At 71.0% G+C, this 22,991-nt stretch carries 15 protein-coding genes and 1 pseudogene; 7 read left to right on the forward strand and 9 right to left on the reverse strand.

Features of this window, described 5'->3' with window-relative positions:
• Positions 1–52: 52 nt before the first annotated feature.
• Positions 53–1,150, reverse strand: a complete 1,098-nt coding sequence (locus tag J3486_RS24725) for a PLP-dependent cysteine synthase family protein (protein ID WP_207824102.1) — start codon at positions 1,148–1,150, stop codon at positions 53–55.
• A gap of 318 nt (positions 1,151–1,468) precedes the next feature.
• Between J3486_RS24725 and J3486_RS24730 the strand changes: the two genes are divergently transcribed.
• Positions 1,469–1,786, forward strand: a complete 318-nt coding sequence (locus J3486_RS24730) for a hypothetical protein (protein ID WP_207823834.1) — start codon at positions 1,469–1,471, stop codon at positions 1,784–1,786.
• A 226-nt stretch (positions 1,787–2,012) separates the two neighbouring features.
• Positions 2,013–2,510, forward strand: coding sequence for an ATP-binding protein (locus tag J3486_RS24735; RefSeq protein ID WP_207823836.1), 498 nt, complete (start codon positions 2,013–2,015; stop codon positions 2,508–2,510).
• A 32-nt stretch (positions 2,511–2,542) separates the two neighbouring features.
• Here the strand turns inward: J3486_RS24735 and J3486_RS24740 are convergent, their stop codons facing one another.
• From J3486_RS24740 to J3486_RS24750, 3 genes are read right to left on the reverse strand one after another with little or no spacing between them, the layout of a single operon-like run.
• Complete coding sequence (locus tag J3486_RS24740; RefSeq protein WP_207823838.1) at positions 2,543–5,104, reverse strand: ABC transporter permease; 2,562 nt, start codon at positions 5,102–5,104, stop codon at positions 2,543–2,545.
• Positions 5,101–5,865: an ABC transporter ATP-binding protein gene (locus J3486_RS24745; RefSeq protein ID WP_207823840.1), complete on the reverse strand. Its 765-nt coding sequence runs from the start codon at positions 5,863–5,865 to the stop codon at positions 5,101–5,103. The genes J3486_RS24740 and J3486_RS24745 overlap by 4 nt, the downstream gene beginning before the upstream one ends.
• The gene (locus J3486_RS24750) at positions 5,862–6,161 is read right to left on the reverse strand and encodes an SHOCT domain-containing protein (RefSeq protein ID WP_207823842.1); all 300 of its coding nucleotides are present in this window, start codon (positions 6,159–6,161) and stop codon (positions 5,862–5,864) included. The genes J3486_RS24745 and J3486_RS24750 overlap by 4 nt, the downstream gene beginning before the upstream one ends.
• Positions 6,162–6,338: 177 nt before the next feature.
• On the opposite strand from J3486_RS24750, the gene J3486_RS24755 reads away from it, so the two are divergent.
• Genes J3486_RS24755 through J3486_RS24775 form a run of 5 tightly spaced genes read left to right on the forward strand, consistent with a single transcriptional unit; the run spans position 6,339 to position 9,296 of the window.
• Positions 6,339–6,908: a TetR/AcrR family transcriptional regulator gene (locus tag J3486_RS24755; protein WP_207823844.1), complete on the forward strand. Its 570-nt coding sequence runs from the start codon at positions 6,339–6,341 to the stop codon at positions 6,906–6,908.
• Between the two features lie 49 nt (positions 6,909–6,957).
• A complete protein-coding gene (locus J3486_RS24760; protein ID WP_207823846.1) occupies positions 6,958–7,359 on the forward strand; it encodes a cupin domain-containing protein in 402 nt (133 codons plus the stop codon).
• Positions 7,360–7,379: 20 nt separating this feature from the next.
• Entirely contained in the window at positions 7,380–7,964 is a 585-nt protein-coding gene (locus J3486_RS24765; protein ID WP_207823848.1) for a DUF4865 family protein, read from the forward strand.
• A complete protein-coding gene (locus tag J3486_RS24770) occupies positions 7,961–8,881 on the forward strand; it encodes a phosphotriesterase (RefSeq protein WP_207823851.1) in 921 nt (306 codons plus the stop codon). Before J3486_RS24765 ends, J3486_RS24770 begins: the two co-directional genes overlap by 4 nt.
• A 46-nt stretch (positions 8,882–8,927) precedes the next feature.
• The gene (locus J3486_RS24775; protein ID WP_207823853.1) at positions 8,928–9,296 is read left to right on the forward strand and encodes a hypothetical protein; all 369 of its coding nucleotides are present in this window, start codon (positions 8,928–8,930) and stop codon (positions 9,294–9,296) included.
• A gap of 25 nt (positions 9,297–9,321) precedes the next feature.
• Here J3486_RS24775 and J3486_RS24780 read toward each other — a convergent pair whose 3' ends face one another.
• The 5 genes and pseudogenes from J3486_RS24780 to J3486_RS24800 form a co-directional block, all read right to left on the reverse strand.
• Positions 9,322–10,578, reverse strand: a complete 1,257-nt coding sequence (locus J3486_RS24780) for an ROK family protein (RefSeq protein ID WP_229378521.1) — start codon at positions 10,576–10,578, stop codon at positions 9,322–9,324.
• Between the two features lie 69 nt (positions 10,579–10,647).
• On the reverse strand, positions 10,648–11,292 hold the full coding sequence (locus J3486_RS24785; protein WP_207824106.1) for an alpha-ketoglutarate-dependent dioxygenase AlkB: 645 nt from the start codon (positions 11,290–11,292) through the stop codon (positions 10,648–10,650).
• An 83-nt stretch (positions 11,293–11,375) separates the two neighbouring features.
• Entirely contained in the window at positions 11,376–14,375 is a 3,000-nt protein-coding gene (locus J3486_RS24790; RefSeq protein ID WP_207823854.1) for a carbohydrate binding domain-containing protein, read from the reverse strand.
• Between the two features lie 108 nt (positions 14,376–14,483).
• Entirely contained in the window at positions 14,484–19,826 is a 5,343-nt protein-coding gene (pulA, locus tag J3486_RS24795) for a pullulanase-type alpha-1,6-glucosidase (RefSeq protein ID WP_207823856.1), read from the reverse strand.
• 29 nt (positions 19,827–19,855) lie between these two features.
• Positions 19,856–22,972: pseudogene (locus J3486_RS24800) on the reverse strand (alpha-amylase family glycosyl hydrolase); the annotation flags it as partial.
• Between the last annotated feature and the right edge of the window lie 19 nt (positions 22,973–22,991).

The raw sequence follows: 22,991 nt of genomic DNA on the forward strand, positions 1-22,991 counted from the left end.
GCCCGGCGACAGGAGTTGGCGTCGAGCGTCGCTCCTCGGTCGCCGCAGCGGGTCAGTCCCCCCACTCCCCCGTCGCCAGCAACCGCGTGACGGCCGCCGCGTACGGAGTGATGTCCAGGCCCTGCTGCGCCAGCCACTCGTCGGAGTAGTACTTGTCGAGGTAGCGGTCGCCCGGGTCGCACAGCAGCGTGACGACGCTCCCCTTGCGGCCCTGCGCCACCATCTCCGCGACGATCTTCAGGGCGCTCCACAGGCCCGTGCCGGTCGAACCGCCCGCCCTGCGGCCGATGGCGCCCTCCAGGGCGCGCACGGCCGCGACGCTCGCCGCATCGGGGACCTTCATCATGCGGTCGATGGCGCCGGGCACGAAGCTGGGCTCCATGCGGGGGCGGCCGATGCCCTCAATACGGGAGCCGCAGTCGCTCGTCGCGCCCGGGTTGTTCGTCGTCCAGCCCTCGAAGAAGCAGGAGTTCTCCGGGTCGGCGACGCAGATGCGGGTGTCGTGCTGCATGTAGTGGACGTAGCGGGCGAGGGTCGCCGAGGTGCCGCCGGTGCCGGCCGTGGCCACGATCCAGGTCGGACAGGGGTAGCGCTCCAGCTCCATCTGCCGGTAGATCGACTCGGCGATGTTGTTGTTGCCCCGCCAGTCCGTGGCCCGCTCCGCATAGGTGAACTGGTCCATGTAGTGGCCGCCGGTGCGTGCCGCGAGGGCCGCCGACTCCTCGTACATCTTTCGGGAGTCGTCGACGAAGTGGCACTGGCCGCCGTGGAATTCGATCAGTCGGCACTTCTCGGCGCTCGTCGTACGCGGCATCACCGCGATGAAGGGGACGCCGATCAGCTTCGCGAAGTACGCCTCGGAGACCGCTGTCGAGCCGCTGGACGCCTCGATCACCGGGCGTCCCGGTCGGATCCATCCGTTGCACAGGGCGTACAGGAACAGCGAGCGGGCCAGGCGGTGCTTGAGGCTGCCGGTGGGATGCGTCGACTCGTCCTTCAGGTACAGGTCGATGCCCCAGTGCTCGGGGAGGGGGAAACGCAGCAGGTGGGTGTCGGCCGAGCGGTTGCTGTCGGCCTGCACTTTGCGGACGGCTTCTTTGAGCCAGGTTCGATAGTCGGGGTCCGTGTGGTCGACATCGAGCGTCGGCATCGGCTCCACGGCCGCGCCCCCGCCCACCGGGCGGCCTTGTTCAATGGTGCTCACCGCGCGACTCCTTCGCGTCGTTCCGTCAGTCGAGAACTGACCGGACGCCTCGATCATAGACACCTTCCACACGCTTCTCACCTGCATAAACGCACCTTTGAGCACCTCAAAGGCACGCCTGGCGACACGGGGAACGCGCGTACGAGGGGGGCGCGAATTCCGTTTGCGCCCGCTGCTTCACACCACGTCCACATGCAGACTGGTGCTCCTGGCCAGGTGCGTGCAGACTGCACCGCACACAGGCACTCGAGGGGGCGAAGCGGCATGGCGGAGCCGGAGTTCACGGCGACGGGCGTGCAGATAGGGCGGCGACTGCGCTCGCTGACCCGGGCCGGACAGATCCGGATCACGGGCGGCAGGCTCGAACTGCTCACGAGTTACGGCAGTGAGATCGACAGCGCGCCACTGGGTGAAGTCCGTGCGGGCAAGCCCTGGTTCGGCTCCGACGACCGCGCGACCGCCGAGGTCGACGGCAGGCGATATCTGCTGCGCCTCGGCGGGGGTGAGAGCGGGGACGCGGGACCACCGGCGGCCCGCCGGTTCATCGACGCCGTGCGCAAGGCGGCGGCGCGCGCCACGTAGCGCCCCTTGATCGTTCGTACGCGGCCCCAGTACCGGGAGCGATCGCCGAAGTTGCACGCCCGCACCCCCTGGGTCACTCTGGTCACACATCACTACTCAGGGTTTACCGGCGATGACGCTGCGAACCAGCCCGCCGGACACTGCAGCGGGCGGTCCCGTCACAGCGCGGTCGCTCCGCTCGATCCGTACTCGTTCTCTTCCGGACTCAATTCGGGGAGTCGCAGCCGTGATCAGCCAGCCGAGCAGGCATTGCACGGTGGAGCTCCAAGCCCTGCCGTCGCGGATCGGACAGGTCCGCAGAATCGTATCGGCGCAATTGCGTTACTGGCATCTCGATCCGTTGATCGAGTTGGCCGCGCTCGGGGTGACCGAGCTGCTCACCAACGTCCATCGGCACGCCGAGCCGGACAAGATGTGCACCGTGGAGATCGAACTGCTGCGCGGCGCGCTCACCGTGTCGGTCCAGGACCACGACCCGCGGTTCCCGGTGGTGCGCGACGCGGATCCGCTCGCGACGTGCGGGCGCGGACTGGCGATGGTCGCCGCGGTGAGCGAGAGCTGGGGGGTGCGACCGCACGGTGAGAGCGGCAAGGTCGTCTGGTTCACCCTGACGGTGCCGTCGCCCGCGGTGGCCCTGTCGCCGCTGCCGGTGTACGGATCCGCGGCGGCGCTCCGTGCGGAGACGCCCCGACATGCTCCCGCCCGGTCGGCCGTCGCAGGCTGACCGGGCGGTGATCCTCGTCGTCGGGGCGTACGTCACTCGGTGGCGATGGCGCGCAGTACGTCCAGACGTGCCGCCCTGCGGGCCGGGCGCAGTCCCGCGAGGGCTCCGGCACTCACTCCGACCAGTGCGACCATCAGCAGTTTGACCGGTGGCAGTGCGAACGCGAACGCGGTGTCACCGGCCCCGTCGGAGGCCTCGACCAGGACCCAGCCGAGGAATCCGCCGAGCACGAGCCCGCCGGCCGTGCCGAAGGCGGCGACGAGCACCGACTCCCAGCGGACCATGGCCCGCAGTTGCGGCCTGGTCTGGCCCACGGCGCGCAGCAGACCCAGTTCCCTGGTGCGTTCGTGGACCGCGAGGGTGAGCGTGTTGGCGATGCCCAGCAGGGCGATCAGGACCGCGAGGGCGAGCAGCGCGTAGACGAGGGTCAGCATCATGTCGATGCCGCCGGCCGAGGACTGCGCGTAGTCGTCCCGGGTCTGCACCGACGGGTCGCCGTACGCCGCGGCGGTCTTCTCCACGGCGGCCTTGCCGTCGGACGTGGAGACGCCGTCCTTGAAGGTGACGGAGATCAGCGTGTCGGAGTCCTGGCCGCGGTGCGGGGCCCAGGCCTGGCGCGTGATCACGTAGTCGCCGACGAGTTCGGACTGCCCGTAGACGGCGCGCACGGTGAAGGGTTCCTTCGTGCCGTCGGTGAAGGCGAGCGTGGCCGTGTCGCCGACCGCGAGGTGCTGTTCGTCGGCCTCGGCGCGGGTGAGTGCGATGCCGTCCCCGCCGAGGTTCTTCAGGGAGCCCCGGACCGTGCCGAGGTCGAAGGTCCTGGAGAGGGCGGCAGGGTCGGTGACGGTGAGGGCACGGCCCTTGCCGTCGACGTCCGCGACGCCCTTGCCCAGACCGACCGCGGTGTCCACCTGGGGCAGTTGCGCGAGGGCCGGGGCCAGCTTCGGGCTGAGGCCGCTGCCGCCCGCGCCGAAGGACGGCGTGGACACGGCGACGTCACCGGCGAAGGACCGGTCCACGGTCTGGTTCATGGTGGCCTTGAGCGAGGCGCCGAAGACCGTGAACAGCGAGACCACCGCGACACCGATCATCAGCGCGCCGGCCGTGGCCGCGGTGCGCTTCGGGCTGCGCATCGCGTTGCGCCGGGCGAGGCGTCCGCTCATGCCGCGCAGTTTGTCGAGCGGGTCGCCGAGGGCGCGTACGGCCGAGGTCGAGGCGACCGGGCCCAGCACCACGAACGCGACGAGGGCCAGGACGGCGCCGATGCCCGCGAGCATGAGCGACGGGGAGACCCGGACGCCGACGAAGGTGGCGGTGAGGGCGGCCGCGCCGAGCACGGTGCCGATGACGGCGCGGCGCCGCGAGGCACCGGAGTCGTCGACGGCGGTCTCGCGCAGGGCGGCCAGCGGTGCGGTGCGTCCGGCGCGCAGGGCGGGCAGCAGGGCCGAGCCGAGGCAGACCACGACGCCGACCGCGAGCGGCAGCACCATGGACAGCGCGCTGACGACCAGGTTCCCGTCGGGGAACGGGAAGCCGATGGCGGGGAAGAGCGCCTGCAGTCCGGCCGCCACCCCGATGCCGCCCGCGAGGCCCGCCGCCGACGCGAGGACGGCGACGGCGCTCGCCTCGACGAGGGTGGTCGTGGTGACCTGGCGGCGGGAGGCGCCGATGGCGCGCAGCAGGGCGTTCTCACGGGTGCGCTGGGCGACGACGATCGCGAAGGTGTTGTGGATCGAGAACGTCGCGACGAGCAGTGCGATGCCGGAGAACACCAGCAGGAAGGTCGTGAAGAGGGTCAGGAACTGGCCGGAGATCATGTCGGTGTTCTCCTGGGCCGACGCCTGGCCCGTGATGGCCTCGACGCCCTTGGGCAGGTGGGGCGTCAGGGTGTCGACCAGCCGCTGCTGGCTGACGCCGGGCCCGGCCCGCACGGCGATGGAGGATGCCTGCCCCGCCTTCGGCGTGAGGTACTTCTCGGCGTCGGCGCGGGTCATGCCGGTGAAGGTCACCTGGGCCATGCCGTCCTCGCCGCCGAAGGTCGCGAGCCCGACGACGGTGACCTCGACCGGGTTCGGTGTGCGCAGCGTCGTGGTGTCGCCGATCTTCAGGTCGCCCTTCTCGGCGGCGCCCCGGTTGACGACGACCTCCCCGCTCTTGGCGGGGGCGCGGCCCTCGGCGAGCCGGTACGGGTTCAGCTTCGGGTCGGTGATCCAGTTTCCGGCGAGCGTGGGCGGTCCCTTGCCGCCGATGGGCTCGCCGTCGGCGCCGAGCAGCTGGCCGGCGCCCTGGATGCTGGGCACGGCCGCGGCGACGCCGGGCTGCCGGGCGAGCTCGTCGGCGAGCGAGCTCCGCACCGGCTGCCGCGTGCCCTGGCTCTCGCCGGGCGTGGTGATGACGTTCGTGCTGCGCACGACGGCGTCGGTGCCACTGGCGGCGCCCGCGAACATCGAGTCGAAGCTCGCGCGCAGCGTGTCGCCCATGACGAGGGTGCCCGCGAGGAAGGCAACGCCGAGCAGCACCGCGGTGAACGTGCCCGCGAAGCGCCGCTTGTGCGCGAGCAGCGACTTCAGGCTCAGGCGTACGGAGGTGTTCATGACGGTCGCGCCTCCTGCCCGGTGTCGAAGGCCTTCATACGGTCGAGGACCTTCTCGGCGGTCGGGTGCTCCATGCGGCCCGCGAGCCGTCCGTCGGCGAGGAAGACGACCTCGTCGGCGTGGGCGGCGGCGACCGGGTCGTGAGTGACCATGACGACGGTGCGGGAGGTGCGGCGCACGGTGTCGCCGAGCAGTCCGAGCACCTCCCCGCCGGAGCGCGAGTCGAGGTTGCCGGTCGGCTCGTCGGCGAAGACGACGTCGGGCCGGCCCGCGAACGCCCGTGCCACGGCGACGCGTTGCTGTTGTCCGCCGGAGAGTTCGGCGGGCCGGTGGTGCAGCCGGTCGCGCAGCCCCACCACGTCGACGAGGGCGTCCAGCCACTCCCGTTCGGGCCGCCGCCCGGCGAGATCGAGCGGCAGCGTGATGTTCTCGGCCACGGTCAGCGTCGGTACGAGGTTGAACGCCTGGAAGACGAACCCGATCCGGTCGCGGCGCAGCAGGGTCAGGCGCTTGTCGTCGAGGGCGCTCAGATCGGTGTCGCCGATGTACGCGGAGCCCTCGGTGAGGGTGTCGAGCCCCGCCGCACAGTGCATCAGGGTCGACTTGCCGGAGCCCGAGGGCCCCATGATCGCGGTGAACCGTCCGGCGCGGAAGTCGACGCTCACGCCGTCGAGGGCACGGACGGCGGTGTCGCCGGAGCCGTACACCTTGACGGCGTGCGCGACACGCGCCGCGGTGGCGGTGAGCGTCGCGGTGGTCACGCCGCACCGCCCTTGCCGCCACCGGCGTACTTCCCGAACTCCTCGTTCAGGACGGACAGCCGGCGCCAGTACTCGTCCTCGTCGATCTCACCGGCGGCGAACCGGCGGCCGAGGACGGCGATCGGCGACCGCTCGTCGACGCGGGGGTCGGGCCGCCACGGTCCGCGGCGCCCGCGCCACACCGTGCGGCGCAGCAGCGTGATGCCGCCGACCACGACGGCCGCCCAGATCAGCGGGAACAGCAGGATCCACGGGCCGGGGCCGCCGCCGGAACCGAAGTGCGCGAGGGTCTCCATCGGACTCATCTCCAAGAGGTCGGGCTCTGTCGTCGATGAGTCGAGCGTCGCGCCGCGAGGGGGTCCGCGTCGTCGTACGGCCAGCGGCACCGGGCGTACCACCGCGGGAGTACGCCCGGGATCTTCGGCTGCTCCCGGCGCCGGTCCCCGCCCGGCGTTGACTCTGTAACTACTAGTATGTACGGTGACGTCATGAGCACACAGGAGCGACTGATCGAGACGACCCGTGAGCTCCTGTGGGAGCGCGGTTACGTCGGCACGAGCCCGAAGGCGATCCTGCAGCGCGCGGGGGTCGGCCAGGGCAGCATGTACCACCACTTCGCCGGGAAGCCGGACCTCGCGCTCGCCGCGATCCGCCGGACCGGTGAGGAGATGCGGGCGACCGTCGACGGACTGCTGGGGGCGGACGGCTCGGCGTACGACCGGGTGTCGGCCTACCTGCTGCGCGAGCGGGACGTGCTGCGCGGCTGCCCCGTCGGACGGCTGACGATGGACCCGGACGTGATCGCCAGCGACGAGCTGCGCGCCCCGGTCGACGAGACGATCGCGTACGTGAAGAGCCGCCTGGCCGACGTCGTCCAAGAGGGCGTGGACAGCGGCGAGTTCGCGTCCGCCCTGAAGCCGCGCGAGATCGCGGCGGCGATCGTCGCGACCGTGCAGGGCGGCTATGTACTGGCGCGCGCCGCGGGCGACACGGACGCCTTCGACGCGGGCGTACGCGGCCTGCTCACCCTCCTGAAGCCCTGAACCCGCGCCCCCGTTCGCTTCCCCCTTCTTCGAGTACCGAGGACTTCCAGTGCAGATCACACGCAACCGTCCGGACACCCGGCAGGGCCCGGCCGAGAACTTCACCGGCACGGTCTGGCTCGACGAGATCGCGGGAGCCGGGCTCCCCTCCCGGCTGCGGATGTTCACCGTGCACTTCGCACCCGGCGCGCACACCGCCTGGCACACGCACCCGCACGGCCAGGTGCTGCACGTCCTGGAGGGTGAGGGCCGGGTGCAGCGCAAGGGCGGCGACGTCGAGGTGATCCGGGCCGGCGACACGGTCTGGATCGAGCCGGACGAATGGCACTGGCACGGGGCGGGACCGCGTACGTTCATGACGCATCTGGCCACGGTCGAGGCGGCCGAGGACGGGACGACGACCTGCTGGGGCGCACACGTCGAGAACGCCGACGCGTACGCGGCCGGCTGAGTCAGGAGGGACCACCGGCCATGCAGGTGATGCAGTACGAGATCACGCTCCCCGCCGACTACGACATGGACATCATCCGTGAACGGGTCGCCGCCAAGGGGCACTTGCTCGACGACTTCCCCGGCCTGGGCGCCAAGGCGTACCTGATCCGGGAGCGCGGGGTGCACGGCTCGCCGGTGAACCAGTACGCGCCCTTCTACCTGTGGAGTACGCCGCAGGGCATGAACTCCTTTCTCTGGGGCCCGGGTTTCCAGGGGATCGTCCAGGACTTCGGGCGGCCCGTCGTGCAGCACTGGACGGGCCTCGCCCACGAGGAGGGGCCCGCGTCCGCCGCGCCGGCCCGGACGGCGGTGCGCGCCCGCACCCCGATCGGGGCCGCCGACCACCTTCCCGACCTCGTGGCGGGCGCGGTCCGCGAGACGGCCGGCCTGGCCTCCCGGGACGGCGTGCTGTACGCGGCCGCGGGCATCGACCCGCGCACCTGGGAGCTGCTGACGTTCTCCGTCTGGGAGCACGACGCGCCCGAGGCCGACGGCGACGTCTTCCAGGTCCTGCACCTCTCCCGGCCCGAACGTGACCTCCTCCCGAAGGGACAGCAGTGGTGACCGCGCACTCCCCCACCGTCCGCAGCGTCCAAGGCGACCTGGAACCGACCGAGTTGGGGATCGTCGACGCGCACGACCACCTCTTCTTCCGCAGCCCGCTCCTCGCCGGGCAGGAACTGGACGACGTGGATCTCGCCCGGCAGGAACTGGCGGCGTTCGCCGCGGTCGGCGGCGGGACCGTCGTGCAGTGGACGCCGTACGGGCTCGGGCGGCGGGCCGCCGAGCTGCCCGCGCTGGCCGAGGCCACCGGGGTGCGCATCGTCGCGGCGACCGGCCTGCACCAAGCGGCGCACTACACCCCGGAGTTGCTCGCCGCGCGCGGGACGGATCTCGCCGAGCTGTTCGTGCGCGAGCTCACCGAAGGCATCGCGGGCAGCGGGGTCAGGGCCGGGCTGATCAAGGTGGCGGGCGGCTTCCACGCGCTCGACGCGCATGCCCGCCGGACCATGCGCGCGGCCGCCGAGGCGCATCACGCGACGGGCGCGCCGATCGCCGTCCACCACGAGCTGGGCACGGGCGCGCTCGACGTCCTCGACCTGCTCTGCGAGGAGGGGGAGGTGCCGGCCCACCGGATCCTGCTCGGCCATCTCAACCGCTCCCCCGACTTCGTGACCCAGCGGGAGGCGGCGCGCTCGGGCGCGTATCTGGCCTTCGACGGCCCGTCGCGGGCCAACCACGCGACGGACTGGCGGATGCCGGACGCGATGGCGGCGCTCGCCGACGCCGGGTTCGCGCACCGGCTGCTGCTCGGCGGCGACACCACGACGGCCGGCGCCCGGTCGGTCAGCGGCGGCCCCGGTATGCCGTATCTGCTGCGCCGGGTGCGGCCGCGCCTGGAGGAGTCCCTGGGCAAGGACGTCGTGGAGCAGATCCTCGTCGGCAATCCCGCCGAGGCGTTCGCGGTGGAGTGGCGCTGAGGGATCATGACGGCACGACCCGGGTCGACGAGACGGGAGAGCAGTCATGTTCGAAGGCGTACTGGTCGGTGAAAGTCTGCGCGCGGGCGCCGAGTTGAGCGGCGTCCCGCTGTCCGTGAACCGCGTGCGCAGGGTCGCCGGGGCCGGCGCCACCGACGCCCAGCCCGCCGACTGGACCCTCATCGACTTCACCGTGCCGGACTCGGCCGCCCCGGCCCTGGCCGCGGCGCTCGCCCGGTGCCTGTCCGCGGACGGCGGCTGGTACGCCGACTTCCGCAGCGACCAGGAGGTGTACGTCGTCCTCGCGGACCGCGTGTGCCGGTACCGGCGCGGGGACGCGGCGGGACGGGAGCGGGCGCGGGCGTACGCGCGCTCGGCCGGCGTGCCGGAGACGCAGCTCGACTGGGCCGAGTGACCGTGGCGGTTCCTCGACGACCCGGTCAGCTCGCGGTCAGCGCGCCGAGCGGGTCGTCGAGCACCGGCTGCCACGCCAACTCGGCCGCTCCGACCAGGCTGTTGTGATCGAGCGTGCACGCCAGGATGGGGACGCCGCCGCTGCGTCCCCACAGGCTGCGGTCGGCCACGACGGCCCGCAGGCGCTCGGGTTCGGCGTCGAGGAGCGTGCGGTGCAGGCCGCCGAGGATGATCCGGTCCGGGTTGAGGATGTTGACCAGGCCGGCGAGACCCAGGCCGAGCCGGTCGACCAGGACCTTGGTGGCCGCGCGGACGTCCGGGTCGTCCTTCGAGGTGAGCAGCAGTTCGCGGGCCTGCTGGAGCAGGGACCCGTCGGGGTCGGGGGTGCGTCCTGCCTCGGTGAGGAAGGCGAGCGGGTCGGCCTCGACGTCCAGGCAGCCGCGGCTGCCGCAGTGGCAGGGGCGGCCCTCCGGGTTCACCGTGAGGTGGCCGACCTCCAGGGCCAGGCCCGAACTGCCGGTGTGCAGGTGCCCGTCGAGGACGAGGGCGCCGCCGACCCCGCGGTGCCCGGTGGCGACACAGAGCAGATCGCGGGCGCCGCGCCCGGCGCCGTGCCGGTGCTCGGCGAGCGCGCCCAGGTTGACGTCGTTCGCGGCGAACGCGGGCACGTCGAGGCCCGCCTCGCGCACGCAGTCGGCGAAGGTCTGGCGGACCGGGGAGCCCACGGGCCAGGCCAGGTGGAGCGGGTTGAGGGCGGTGCCGTCCGGTTCGGCGACGGCGGAGGGGACGGCGAGGCCCGCGCCGACGCAGCGGCGGCCGGTCGTCTCCAGGAGCCGGACGCCCGCCTCCACCACGGAGCGCAGCACGTCGGCCGGGTCGGGGTCGATGATCTCGCAGCCGGGCGTCGTCGCCACGATGTTCCCGCCGAGCCCGACGAGCGCCGCGCGGTAGCCGTCGGAGTGGACCTGCGCGGCCAGTGCGACGGGGCCGTCCTCGGCGACGGAGAGCCGGTGCGAGGGACGGCCCTGGGAACCGGCGGCGGCGCTCGGCCGGGCGTCGATCCTGATCAGGCCGAGGGCTTCGAGCTCGGCGGCGACCGCGCCCGCCGTGGCCCGGGTCACACCGAGTTCGGCGGTGAGGACGGCGCGGGTCGGTGCCCGTCCGGTGTGGACGAGTTCGAGCGCGGGACCGAGTGCGCTGCGGCCCCGCTCCAGACGCGGTGGCCGCGCGGCGCCGCCGCCTGCCGTCTGGCTTCCGGTTCCGGAGGCCGCCCTGCCGCCCATCAGCAACTCCTCGCCCTGATCACGGTCTGGAATGGTAGCCGGTGAACGGCCCCGGCTCGTTCCGCGCGGTCACAGTCCGCTGACGCGCAGGGTGATGTTGAGCCGCCCGTCCAGGCCGAGTTCCGGCGGGGCGGTGCCCGGGTGGACGCGCGGCACCCCGTGGAAGGCGAGGCGGGCCGGGCCGCCGAAGACGAACAGATCGCCGCTGTGCAGGTCCACGTCGGTGTACGGCTTCGTGCGGGACTCCGTGTTCCCGAACCGGAAGACGCAGCGGTCCCCCAGGCTCAGGGAGACGACCGGTTCGTCGACGCTCTCGTCGCGGTCCTGGTGCATCCCCATCCGGGCCTGCGCGTCGTAGTAGTTGATGAGCGCGATGTCGTACGCGGCGCCGGGCGGCCGCCCGAAGGCGTCCCGCACCGCGCGGGCCCCCAGCTCGACGAGTTCCGCGGGCATCGCCTTGACCTGGGCTCCGTCACCGTCGACGGCGGTGCGGCTGTAGCCGCGCGGGGTCCAGTGCCAGCCGAGGCCGCACTGGCGGGCGCTCATCGTGCCGCCGCCGGGGGTGCGGACGGTGCGCAGTCCCGCCGGAGGCCTGGCCCACTCCCGGCAGGCCGCCAGGAGTGCGCGCTGCTGCTCCGGGTCCAGCCAGTCGGGGAGATGGACGGCGCCGGGTGCGATCTCACGGCGCTCGCGCGGGAACAGTCCGCTCACGATGCACCTCCCGCCTTCTTGGCCCGATCGGCTCCAGCCTAAGGCGGGCGGCGGGGTCTCCGCCGCCCGCCCCGGTCCGGCCGGTGCTACTTCAGGTAAGGCCCGTCCGTCCCCACCTTCCCGGGCGCGGCGTTCTTGCCGCCCAGGTCGAGGACGTAGACCCGCAGGTTCCCCTTGCCGGGGGCTGCCGCGGTCAGGGTGCCGTTGGTGACCGTCTTGACGTCACCGGTGACGGCGTCCTTGTACGTGCCGTTCGGGATGCTGTTGAACGTGGCGCCGTCGGTGACGGTGACCAGCGCGAAGCTGTCGACGCCGCTCGCCGCGTCCGTGTAGCGCCGCTTGTACGCCATGTTCCCGGAGATGTCGGCCGTGGAGTACTGGCCCGTCTGCAGGGCGGGGACCGCCCGGCGGATCTGGCCCAGCCGCTGGAGGTGCTTGACCAGGGGCTGGGCCAGCGTCGTCGCCACTTCGCCGGACGCGCTGGAGACCGTACCGAAGCCGGAGGCGGTGACGCTGCCCTCCAGGTGGTCTCCGTAGTAGGCGCGGCCGGTGTCGGCCAGCGGGCAGGTCGTCCCGCAGTCGATCTTCTTGCCCTTCTGGAACTCGATCTCCGAGCCGTAGTACAGCGTCGGGATGCCGCGGAACGTCCACATCAGGGACATGTTCTCGGCCCACGCGTCGGTGCCGCCCGCGTACCGTTCGGCGCTCTTGTTGGGGCCGTAGTCGTGGCTGTCGACGTAGACGACGTTGTACGTGGCGTCGTTGGTGGAGTCGTCGGAGTCCTTGCCGTTGTTGTACGCGTTGGAGGCGTCGCCGAAGTTCATGTGCATGCGCATGTCGATGATGTTCATGCCGGAGAACTTGCTGTGGTCGGGGGTGTGGTAGCTGTTGCCGTCGAGGAAGGCGTTGGTGGACGTGGGCTGGTTGCCGGTGCCCAACTGCTCTTCGTAGTCGTACTGTTCGAGGGCTGCCTTCTCGTCGTCGGCGGAGTACTCCTTGCGTTCCTTCCAGGTGTAGAACTGCGCCGAGTGGTTGACGGAGCCGCGGTTCCACTTGTCGTTGACGAACGCGCCGACCTCACCGAAGACGAAGAAGTCGTCGGCCTTCTCGGGGCCGAACTGCTGGGCGACGCGCTCCCGGATGGCGGGCAGGAAGCGGCGGTTCCAGGTGACGCGCGGGATGTGCACGGCGGTGTCGAGGCGGAAGCCGTCGACGCCCATGTCGATGTACTTGTCGTAGGCGCCGATCAGATAGTTCTGCACCTGGGTGTTCTCGGTGTTGAAGTCGGCGAGGTCCTCGTGGATCCAGCAGGACCGGGAGTCCTCGCCCTCCCAGTTGCCGAGCCAGCAGTTGTGGTAGAACGCCTTGGGGAACATGCCCGAAGTGGGGCTCGGCCATTGACAGTTGTAGATGGTGTAGCCCTCGGCGCTCTTGGCGCCGGTGGGCTTGCCCCAGTTGAGGCAGGTGTTGCCGGACGGCTCGGCCGTCGACCACAGGTCGCCGTTGTAGTACGACTTGCCGGAGACGGGCTCCACGGTGAGGCCGTCGTACTCGAAGCCGTCCTGCTTCTCGTCGTAGTACCAGCTCCACTGGGCGTCCCGCACCCCGTACACGGTCGGGGTGAACAGGCCCTTGGCGCCCCAGCGCGAGGAGTGGTTGTAGACGACGTCCTGGTAGATCTTCATGCCCTTGGCGTGGGCCGCGTCGATCAGGTCCTGGTAGGAGGCGCCGGTGGATTCGAGGCGCGGGTCGACCTTGTAGAAGTCGTAGCCGTGGTAGCCGTGGTAGTCGTAGTCGGAGCGGTTCAGGACGACCGGGGTGATCCAGATCGCGGAGAAGCCGAGACCCTTGATGTAGTCCAGCTTCTGGACGAGGCCCTTGAAGTCGCCGCGGAACATGGGGTCGTGGTGGGCGGCGTTGCCGGTCTTCACGTCCTGGCTGCCGCCGCGGTTGTTGGAGCTGTCGCCGTCGTAGAAGCGGGCGGTCAGCACGAAGTAGATCGGGTCCTTGCGGGGGTCGCCGCCGAGCGGGGTGCCCGTCGTCCGGGCGGCCTTCTCGCCGGTGGTGGCGGTGGCCTCGGCGCTGGCGTCGGAGACGTTGCCCGCGGCGTCCAGCGCCTTGACCGTGTACGTGTACGCGGTCTTCTCCTCAAGTCCCGTGTCGGAGTACACGGTCGAGGTGGCGGAGATGACGGAGGTGCCCGACGCGCCGCCGGTGCGGGTGATCTGGTACCCCGTGACGCCCGTGTCGTCGGTCGCCGCGTCCCAGGTGAGGACGACGGAGGTGCCGGTGGCGGTGGCCTTCACGTTCTTGGGCGCAAAGGGGGCGGTGGTGTCGGGTTCGGCGGCCGCGCAGGGGTCCTTGGCGCTTTTGGTGGCGGTGCCGGCCTTGACGGTGTTGATGCCCGCGCCGAGCTGGTAGTTGGACCCGTTGTTGTTGTCCCAGGTGCCGTTGCCGTTGTTGAACGTGGCCTGCCACGTGGTGGCGGTCCCGAGATCGACGGTCTTCTTCACCCAGCCGGTGCAGGCGGCCTCCATGCCGATGCCGGGGACGGTCGTCCAGGCACCGCCGGTCGGCGCCCAGTGCAGGTTGTAGACCGACCAGTTGGTGGCGCTCGTGTCGTAGTAGACGGTGGCGGAGGTGCCCTCGACGGGGGTGGTGTCCGCGCACGGGTCGCTGTGGGCGACGACGCCGTCCTTGACGGTGATCAGGCCGGTGCCCAGCTGGTAGTTGTTGCCGCCGTTGTTGTCCCAGGTGCCGTTGCCGTTGTTGAACGTGGCCTGCCACGTGGTGGCCGTGCCGAGATCGACGGTCTTCTTCACCCAGCCGGTGCAGGCGGCCTCCATGGCGACGCCGGGCACGGTGGTCCAGGAGCCGCCGGTCGGGGCCCAATGAAGCTTGTACGTGGCCCAGTTGGTGGAGGCCGTGGAGTAGTAGACGGTGGCGGTGTTGCTGTCGGCGGCGTGCGCCGTGGCGGTGCCGAGCGGCAGGCCGGGGAGCAGGGCCACCAGGAGGGCCACCAGGACGGCGCCCACCAGGTTTCTGTGGCGCGTCCTTGGACGGGAGGAACGTACGGGGAGGCGCATGTGCACTCCTCGGTCGGGGCCGCGACGGTGCGGCCGTCGGGGGGTGGGCCGGCCGCCCCTCTCGCGCGCCTCGGGAGGGGCGGCCGGATCGAACAGGAGGTGCTCAGGTCAGCGGGTGAACACCGCGACCGTCCGGGCGGGCACGGTGAAGGTGCCCGAGCTCGCCTTGAAGGAGGCAGACTTGACGACGTCGTCGGAGCCGTTCGCCTGCTTGGGGTGCAGGTGGTAGGCGGCGCCCTCGGTGTCCTTCACCGTCTGCTCCTGCGTCTTCGGGGTCGCGTTGAAGACGACCACGAGGTCGCCGAGGCGCATGGTGATGACACCCGGGGTCTCGTCCTTGCCGGAGAGCGGGAACGAGAGCGCCTTCTGGACCTGTCCTGTGGTGGACAGGTGGAAGGCGGACTCGTCGGTGCGGATCTTCAGCAGGTCCTGGTACGCGGCCGACGTGCCCGTGATGGCCGGGCAGTCGGGAACGGCGACCGACGTCAACAGGGGCTTGCCGAAAGGCCACTTGTCCTTGTTGTCGGCGGCCGGGGGCAGTCCCCGCCCGAAGCCGTTGCCCGCGCGGCAGTCCCAGTGGATGGCGTTGAACCAGTCGCCGCTGTCGAACGAGTTGCGGTCGAGGGACTTGGAGCGCAGCAGGTCGGAGCCGGCCTGGGAGAGCGCCGGGCCCTGCGACAGCGCGGCCGTCGCCAGGGCGAGGACCTGCATCCGGGAGCGGTCGGCCGTGCTGGTCGAGGCGGGCAGTTTGTAGGTGAGGGCGTCGTAGAGGGTTTCGTTGTCGTGGGCGTCGGCGTAGGCGAGGGCGTCGCCCGGGGCGTCCGCGTAGCCCGCGGCCGCGCCGTTGTAGTCGACGTCGGAGCCCTTGACCTGCTTCCCTTCGGTGTCCGTGAACGTGTATCCGGCGAGGTTCCCGGACAGTCCGACCTTGATGAGGTCCTGGTAGTGCAGGAGGCGGGCCTTCTGCTCGGCCGGGGAGCCGTTGGCGTCGGAGGAGTTGGGGTCGGTGTACAGGCCGCTCGCGAAGCCCTGGACGCCCGGGTCGGAGTCGAACGGGGAGCCGCCGCGCACGGCGTCGCGCGCACGGTCGTTGAACGTGGCGATGCCGGTGCCCGCCATGTTCTTCTGCGTGGCCTGCACGAAGCGGGCGTCGTCGGCGACCTCGCCGAAGTTCCAGCCCTCGCCGTACAGGATGATCTTCTTGCCGTCGACGCCGTCCTTCGCCGGGGTGAGCGCGTCGAGGGCCTTGCGGACGGCCAGGATGTTGGCCTTGGGGTGGTGCCCCATCAGGTCGAAGCGGAAGCCGTCGACCTTGTACTCCTTGGCCCAGGTGACGATCGAGTCGACGACGAGCTTGCCCATCATCGTGTTCTCGGGCGCCGTGTTGGAGCAGCAGGTGGAGTTGGCGACGGAACCGTCGGCGAGGAGCCGCTGGTAGTAGCCGGGCACGATCTTGTCGAGCACGGACGTCTTGCTCTGGCCGCTGCTGGTGGTGTGGTTGTAGACGACGTCCATGACGACGCGCAGCCCGTCGTCGTTGAGGGACTTGACCATCTTGCGGAACTGGACGGTGCGGGCCGTGCCGTCCGGGTCGGTGGCGTAGGAGCCCTCGGGGACCGTGTAGTGGTACGGGTCGTAGCCCCAGTTGTACGCGTCCTTGGCGGCGGCCGCGGCCACGCACTCCTGCTGCTTGTCGCTGTCGGCCGGGTACGACGTCAGGTCGCAGTCGGGCGTGGCCTGTTCGGACTTCTTCTCGGGGATGGTGGCGATGTCGAAGGCGGGCAGCAGGTGCACGTACGACGTGCCGGACTTGGCGAGCTCCTTGAGGTGCTTGGAGCCGTCGCTGTTCTTGTCGGTGAAGGCCAGGTAGGTGCCGCGCTCGTCCTTGGGGGTCGTCTTGTCCTCGACGGAGAAGTCGCGGATGTGCAGTTCCTGGATCTGGGCGTCCTTCATGGCGACGGCCTCGGGCTTCTTCAGGCTCGACCAGCCGCTGGGGGCGAGGGACTTGTCGTCGAGGTCGGCGACGACGCTCCGCTCGCTGTTCGCGGTGAGCGCGACCGAGTACGGGTCGGTGACCTCGTTGGTGACGACCTTCTGGACGCTGGGCGCCCACACCTTCACGGCGTAGCGGTACTCCTTGCCGCGCCAGGCGGACGCGGAGCCGGTGACGGACCAGACGCCGGTGGTGTCGTCACGGCGCATGGCGAGGTTCTTGCCGCCGAGTTCGAGCGCCACGTGCTGCGCGGTCGGCGCCCACACGGACAGGGTGACCTTGTTCCCCTTGAACACCGGGCCCAGAGCGGCCTGTTCGGCCTTCGAGCCGTACAGGTCGTCGAGAACGCCCTGGGTCTGCACCCCGGTCGCGGCGACGAGCGCGCCGTTCGCGAGGCGCTGGGTGAGTACGGTCTGCCCGGCGAGGGCGTCGCGCACCCGGTCGCGGTCGCGCGGGTCGACGGTGAAGGCCGTGTACTCCTTCAGGTGCGGGTACTTGGTCTTCTGCGTGTCCGTGAGCTGCGCCGGCAGCAGCCGCAGCCAGCGGCCCTCGTCGGACAGCGCGCCGTCCTTGACGGTGATGCCGCCGTCGCGGGAGTACACGAGCTGGGTAGAGGCGGCCGCCTTGGCGTTCACCGAGCCGGGCAGCACCACGGTGTCGGCGTCGATCCACTGGGCCTGCGCCTTGGTGACGTCGAGGTCGGGGGCCGAACCGACGGACGGCAGCAGGTAGTTGCTGTCCCCGGCGTTCAGCCACACCTCGTGGCCGTACGTGCTCAGGTCGAGGGAGCGGTCGGAGGAGATGTCCTTCTCGTCGCCCTTGTGGAAGATGTAGCTGAGCGAGGTCGCGCCGTCCGCGAGCGGCACCTCGAAGGTGACGCCGTAGGCGTCCTTGCCGGTCGGCTGGAGCGGCTTGGTCCAGTCGGTCTCCTTGGCGGCGCCGGTCCAGGTGTGCAGGCCCCAGCCGGCGTAGTCGCCGTCGGCGCGGTGGATGTGGATGACGGCCTTGGTCTTGTCCTGCGGGGGGTAGACGCCGTCGGGCCGGCTGGTCTCCTGGCCGTCCTTGCCCTGCTCGACCCAGACCTCCCCGGTCTTCGCGAGGTCGACGGTGCGCTCGGCCCCGTCGGCGGTGCCGTTCTTCTCGATGGTGTACGTCAGCGAGCTCGCCCCGTCCGGGACCTTCACCCAGGCGAAGGCTCCGTAGGCGTCCCGGCCGATGAACTCACCTTTGCTGTCACCGGACTTGAGGGTGACGCCGTCGTAGTCGCCGTCCGTGCGCTTGTAGTGGACGACGGCGTACGCGCGGTCGACGGCGCTGGGCTTCTCGGCCGCGGGAGCCTGCCCCGCCGCGCTCTCGGCGAGCGCGCTCGCGGTGCGTCCCGCTCTGTCGACCACAACTGCCTTGTACCGCAGGGCCGTTCCTGCGGCCACCGAGTCCGCGAGGGTCTGGGTCACCTGGTACGGGGCGTGGTCGGCGGTGCCGAGGGTGCGCCACGGGCCGTTGCCGACCTGGGCGGCGAAGACGACGCGGGCGCCGGTGGTGTTCCCCGGGTCGGCGGCGACGGTCACGGTGCCGGTGGCCCCGGCGTCGGGCGCCTTCAGGGTCACGGTGGGCTTGCCAGTGGCGGCGGACAGCTTGCCGTCGGCGCGCAGGACGAGGGAGGACAGGGCGGGGACGGTGACCTTGATCGTGCCGCCGTCGGCGCTGACCGCACCCGAACCACCGTACAGAGAGGCGAACTTGGCGGACTCCACCGGAAGCTCGACCGTCTTCCTCTCGGTGGCGTTGTTCACGGCGACGACGTACTCGCGGTCGTCCCCGGTGCGTGAGAACGCGTACACGGAGTCCTTCGCGTACAGCTCCTTCTGCACGCCGTCGGCGAGCGCCGGGTTCTGCTTGCGCAGCTTGGAGAGGGCGGCGATCGCCTTGTACAGCGGGTGCGCCGTGTCGTAGGAGTCGTCGGCGTGGGTCCGGTCGGTGCCGATCTCGTCGTCGTCGAGATAGTCGGCGACCTTCGACGCGAACATCGTCTGCCGGGCGTCCTTGTCGCCGCCCGCGCCGGTGAAGCCCTGCTCGTCGCCGGAGTAGATCACCGGGTTGCCGCGAGTGAAGAACATCAGCTCGTTGGCGAGCTGGTCGCGTCGGAGGAGTTCCGCGTCGCTCGCCTTGGGGTTGTCGGACTCCAGGAACGCACCGATGCGGCCCATGTCGTGGTTGCCGAGGAAGGTGACCTCGTTGTAGGCGTTGGCCTTGTCGGTCGTGTAGCGGTAGTCCTGTGCGAGGACGTCGGACAGGCCGGTCGCGGACTTGCCCTGGGAGGCGTAGCCGCGGATGGCGTCCTGGAGCGGGAAGTCGAGGGTGGCGTCGAGCCGGCCCTGGGTGACGTAGGGCGCGGTGACGGACGGGTCGGCGGAGAGCGTCTCACCGAAGATGAAGAAGTCGTCCCGGCCGTGCCGCGCGGCGTACGCGTCGAGGGCGGTCGCCCATTGCGTCCAGAACTTCATGTCGACGTTGCGGACGGTGTCCACGCGGAAGCCGTCGATGCCGAAGTCCTTGACCCACTTCTCGTAGATCCGCTCCATGCCCTCGACGACCTCGGGCCGCTCGGTCCACAGGTCGTCGAGGCCGGTGTGGTCGCCGTAGAGACCGCTCTCGCCGACGAAGGTGGAGTCGCCGCGGTTGTGGTACATCGTCGGGTCGTTGAGCCAGGACGGCGACTTGATGTCCTTCTCCGCCGCGGTGGTCGTCGGCGTGTACGGGAAGGAGTCGGCGTCGACCTTGCGCGTCGGGTCCGTGGTGTCGTCGAAGGGACGGCCCTCGGAGTCCAGGTAGGGGTAGGCGCCCTTGCTGCGGTAGCCGTGGGTCTGCTCGGTGTCGGTGACGACGTCGGCGGTGTGGTTGGTGATGACGTCGAAGTAGACCTTCATGCCCTTGGCGTGGGCCTTGTCGATGAGGGCCGCAAGGTCCTGGTTGGTGCCGAAGTGCGGGTCGACCTGGGTGAAGTCGGTGATCCAGTAGCCGTGGTAGCCGGCGCTCTCGCTGCTGCCGCTGCCCTGGACCGGCTTGTTCTTGAAGATCGGCGCCATCCAGATGGCCGTGGTGCCCAGGCCCTTGATGTAGTCGAGCTTCTTGGTCAGGCCCTTGAGGTCGCCGCCCTGGTAGAACCCCTTGTCGGTGGGGTCGTACCCGGTCGACGAACGGCTTCCGGTGAGGCCGCCCTTGTCGTTGGACGTGTCACCGTTGGCGAACCGGTCGGGCAGCACGAAGTAGTACTGCTCCCGGGTCGCGTCGTCGCGCGCGGGCTGCTGCGCGAGCCGCGCGTCGGACGGCGGCCTCGGCGGCGCCGGAGCGGCCGAGGCCGTGGTCGCGTGCAGCGCCGTGCCGAGCAGCGCGGCGACGGCCGCGGCGGCTGCCGCCCTCCTGCGTGACGCGCCGTGCGCGCCGCTTCTTCGGTTCACTGTGCCGTGCCCTTCTGCTGTGTTTCTGTCACTGCTGTGGCGCCCAACAGGGCGCCGCTGTCGGCCCGTTGGGTCGCCAGGAGCTGGGTGGCCCGGCGCGCCTCGGGGATCCGGTCGCGGTCGCGCGGGTCGATGGTGAAGGCGGTGGTGCCGGCGAGATCCGGGTGCGCCTTCTTCTGCGCGTCGGTCAGCTCGGTGGGGATCAGCCGCAGCCAGCGGCCCTCGTCGGACAGCGCGCCGTCCTGGAGGGTGATCCCGCCGTCGGCGGCGTACACGAGCTGCTGGCTGGCGACGCCGGCCCCGGTGCCGTGCCAGACGACGGTGTTCTCGTCCAGCCAGGTGGCCGCGGCCGCGCCGGGATCGAGATCGAGAGGGAAGGCGCCGCCGAGCGACGGGGTGAGGTAGGCGGCGTCGCCCGCGACGCGCCACACCTCGTGGCCGTACAGGGAGAAGTCGAGGGCCTCGTCGGCCGGGACGTCCTTCTCCTCCTTCTTGTGGATGATGTAGCTCAGCGAGCCGGCGCCGTCCTTGAGCGGCACCTCGAAGACCAGGCCGAACGCGTCGCGACGCACCGGCTCGATCGGGTCGTTCCACTCCGGGGGATGTGCCGATCCGGTCCAGGTGTGCAGGCCCCAGCCGTCGTAGTCGCCGTCGGCGCGGTGGTAGTGGATGACGGCCTTCGTCGTGTCCTGCGGCGGGTAGGCGTCGGCGGGGCGGGTCGCCTCCACGGCGGCCGTGCCCTCCTGGGTCCACACCTCGCTCGTCGCGGCGAAGTCCAGGGCCCGCTCGGGTCCTTCGGCTACGCCGTCGCGCTCGACGGTGAAGCGGATCTCGCCGGTGCCGTCGGCGGGGGTCAGCCAGGCGAAGGCGCCGTAGGCGTCGCGGCCGGAGAACTCGGCGCTGGTCCCGTCGGAGGTGCGCAGGGTGAGCCCGGTGTAGTCACCGTCGGCGCGCCGGTAGTGGACGACCGCGCGGTGCCGTTCGGCCTTGGGCTTCTGCGGGGCGTGGCTCGCACCGGCGGTGCTCCGAGCGAGGGCGCTAGCGGTGTGCCCGGCGCGGTCGACCACGACCGCCTTGTAGCGCAGGGCGGTTCCTCCGGTCACGGAGGACGGGAGGACCTGGGTCACCTGGTACGGGGCGTGGTCGGCGGTGCCGAGGGTGCGCCACCGTCCGTTGCCGACCTGGGCGGCGAAGACGACGCGCGCGCCGGTGGTGTTCCCCGGGTCGGCGGCGACGGTCACGGTGCCGGTGGCCCCGGCGTCCGGTGCCTGCAGCGACAGGGTGGGCGCGGATGCCGGCGCGGGCAGCCTGCCGTCGGCGCGCAGCACGAGCGAGGAGAGCGCGGGTACGGTCACCGCGATCGTGCCGCCCGCGGCGCGCAGGCTGCCCGAACCGCCGTACAGCGTCGAGAACCTGGCTGATTCCACCGGGAGTTCGACCGTCCTCGCCTCGGTGGCGTTGTTCACGGCGACGACGTACTCGCGGTCGTCCCCGGTGCGCGAGAACGCGTACACGGAGTCCTTCGCGTACAGCTCCTTCTGCACGCCGTCGGCGAGCGCCGGGTTCTGCTTGCGCAGCTTGGAGAGGGCGGCGATCGCCTTGTACAGCGGGTGCGCCGTGTCGTAGGAGTCGTCGGCGTGGGTCCGGTCGGTGCCGATCTCGTCGTCGTCGAGATAGTCGGCGACCTTCGACGCGAACATCGTCTGCCGGCTGTCGACGTCGTCGCCGGAGCCGGTGAAGCCCTGTTCGTCCCCCGAGTAGATCACCGGGCTGCCGCGCGAGAAGAACATCAACTCGTGCGCGAGCTTGTCCCGTTGGAGGAGTTCGGTGTCGCTCGCCTTCGGGTTGTCGGACTGCAGGGCGTAGCCGATGCGGCCCATGTCGTGACTGCCGAGGAAGGTGACCTGGCTGTACGCGTTCGTCTTGTCGGTGGTGTAGCGGTAGTCCTGGGCGAAGACGTCGGCAAGGTCGCTCGCGGGGCCGCCGCGCGAGGCGTAGTTGCGGGCCGCGGACTGGAAGGGGAAGTCGAGGGTCGAGTCGAGGCGGCCCCGGGTGACGTACGGGGCCGTGATCGCGGGGTCGGCGGAGAACGCCTCGGCGAACAGGAAGAAGTCGTCGCGGCCGTGGCGGTGCGCGTAGGCGTCGAGGGCGGTCGCCCACTGCGTCCAGAACTCCATGTTCACGTTCTTCGCGGTGTCCACGCGGAAGCCGTCGACGTCGAAGTCCTCGACCCACTTCTCGTAGATCCGCTCCATGCCGCTGACGACCTCGGGCCGCTCGGTCCACAGGTCGTCGAGGCCGTAGAAGTCGCCGTACAGGGCGCTCTCTCCGGCGAAGGTGGAGTCGCCGCGGTTGTGGTACATCGTCGGGTCGTTGAGCCAGGACGGGACCATCTCGCCCGTGTTGTGCGGCGTGTACGGCAGCGAGTCGGTGTCGACGGTCGCCATGCCGACGCTGTCGTCGAAGGGGCGGCCCTCGGTGTCCAGGTAGGGGTAGGCGCCCTTGCTGCGGTAGCCGTACTTCTTCTCCGCGTAGTCGACGGTGTCGGCGGTGTGGTTGGTGATGACGTCGAAGTAGACCTTCATGCCCTTGGCGTGGGCCTTGCCGATGAGGCGGGTCAGGTCGGCGTCCGTGCCGAAGTGCGGGTCGACGTGTGTGAAGTCGGTGACGGCGTAGCCGTGGTAGGACGCGGTGGCCTTGCCGTCGCGCACCTGGACCGTCTTGTTCTTGAAGACGGGCGCGAGCCAGATGGCCGTCGTGCCCAGGCCCTTGATGTAGTCGAGTTTGTCGGTGAGGCCCTTGAGGTCGCCGCCCTGGTAGAAGTTCTTGTCCGTCGGGTCGTAGCCCGTCGTCATGCGGTCGCCGGTCAGACCGCCCTCGTCGTTGGCGTGGTCGCCGTTCGCGAAACGGTCGGGCAGCAGCAGGTAGAACTGCTCGCGGCTGACCGCGGGCCGGGTGGGCTGTGCGGCGAGCCGGGCGTCCGACGGCGGCTTCGGCGGCGCCGTCGCCGCGTGGCCGGTCGTCGCGGGCAGCGTGGCCGCCAGGGCCGCGCAGAAGGCGAGGGCGGTGACGGTTCTTCGGGGCGGTCTTCGCAGCGATGTGCGGGATGAGCCGGACACGCGGGCGTGCTCCTCGTCTGTAGTCATGTCCAGATGGGCGGGTGTC

Source organism: Streptomyces sp. VRA16 Mangrove soil, from assembly GCF_017377775.1.
Lineage (GTDB): Bacteria > Actinomycetota > Actinomycetes > Streptomycetales > Streptomycetaceae > Streptomyces.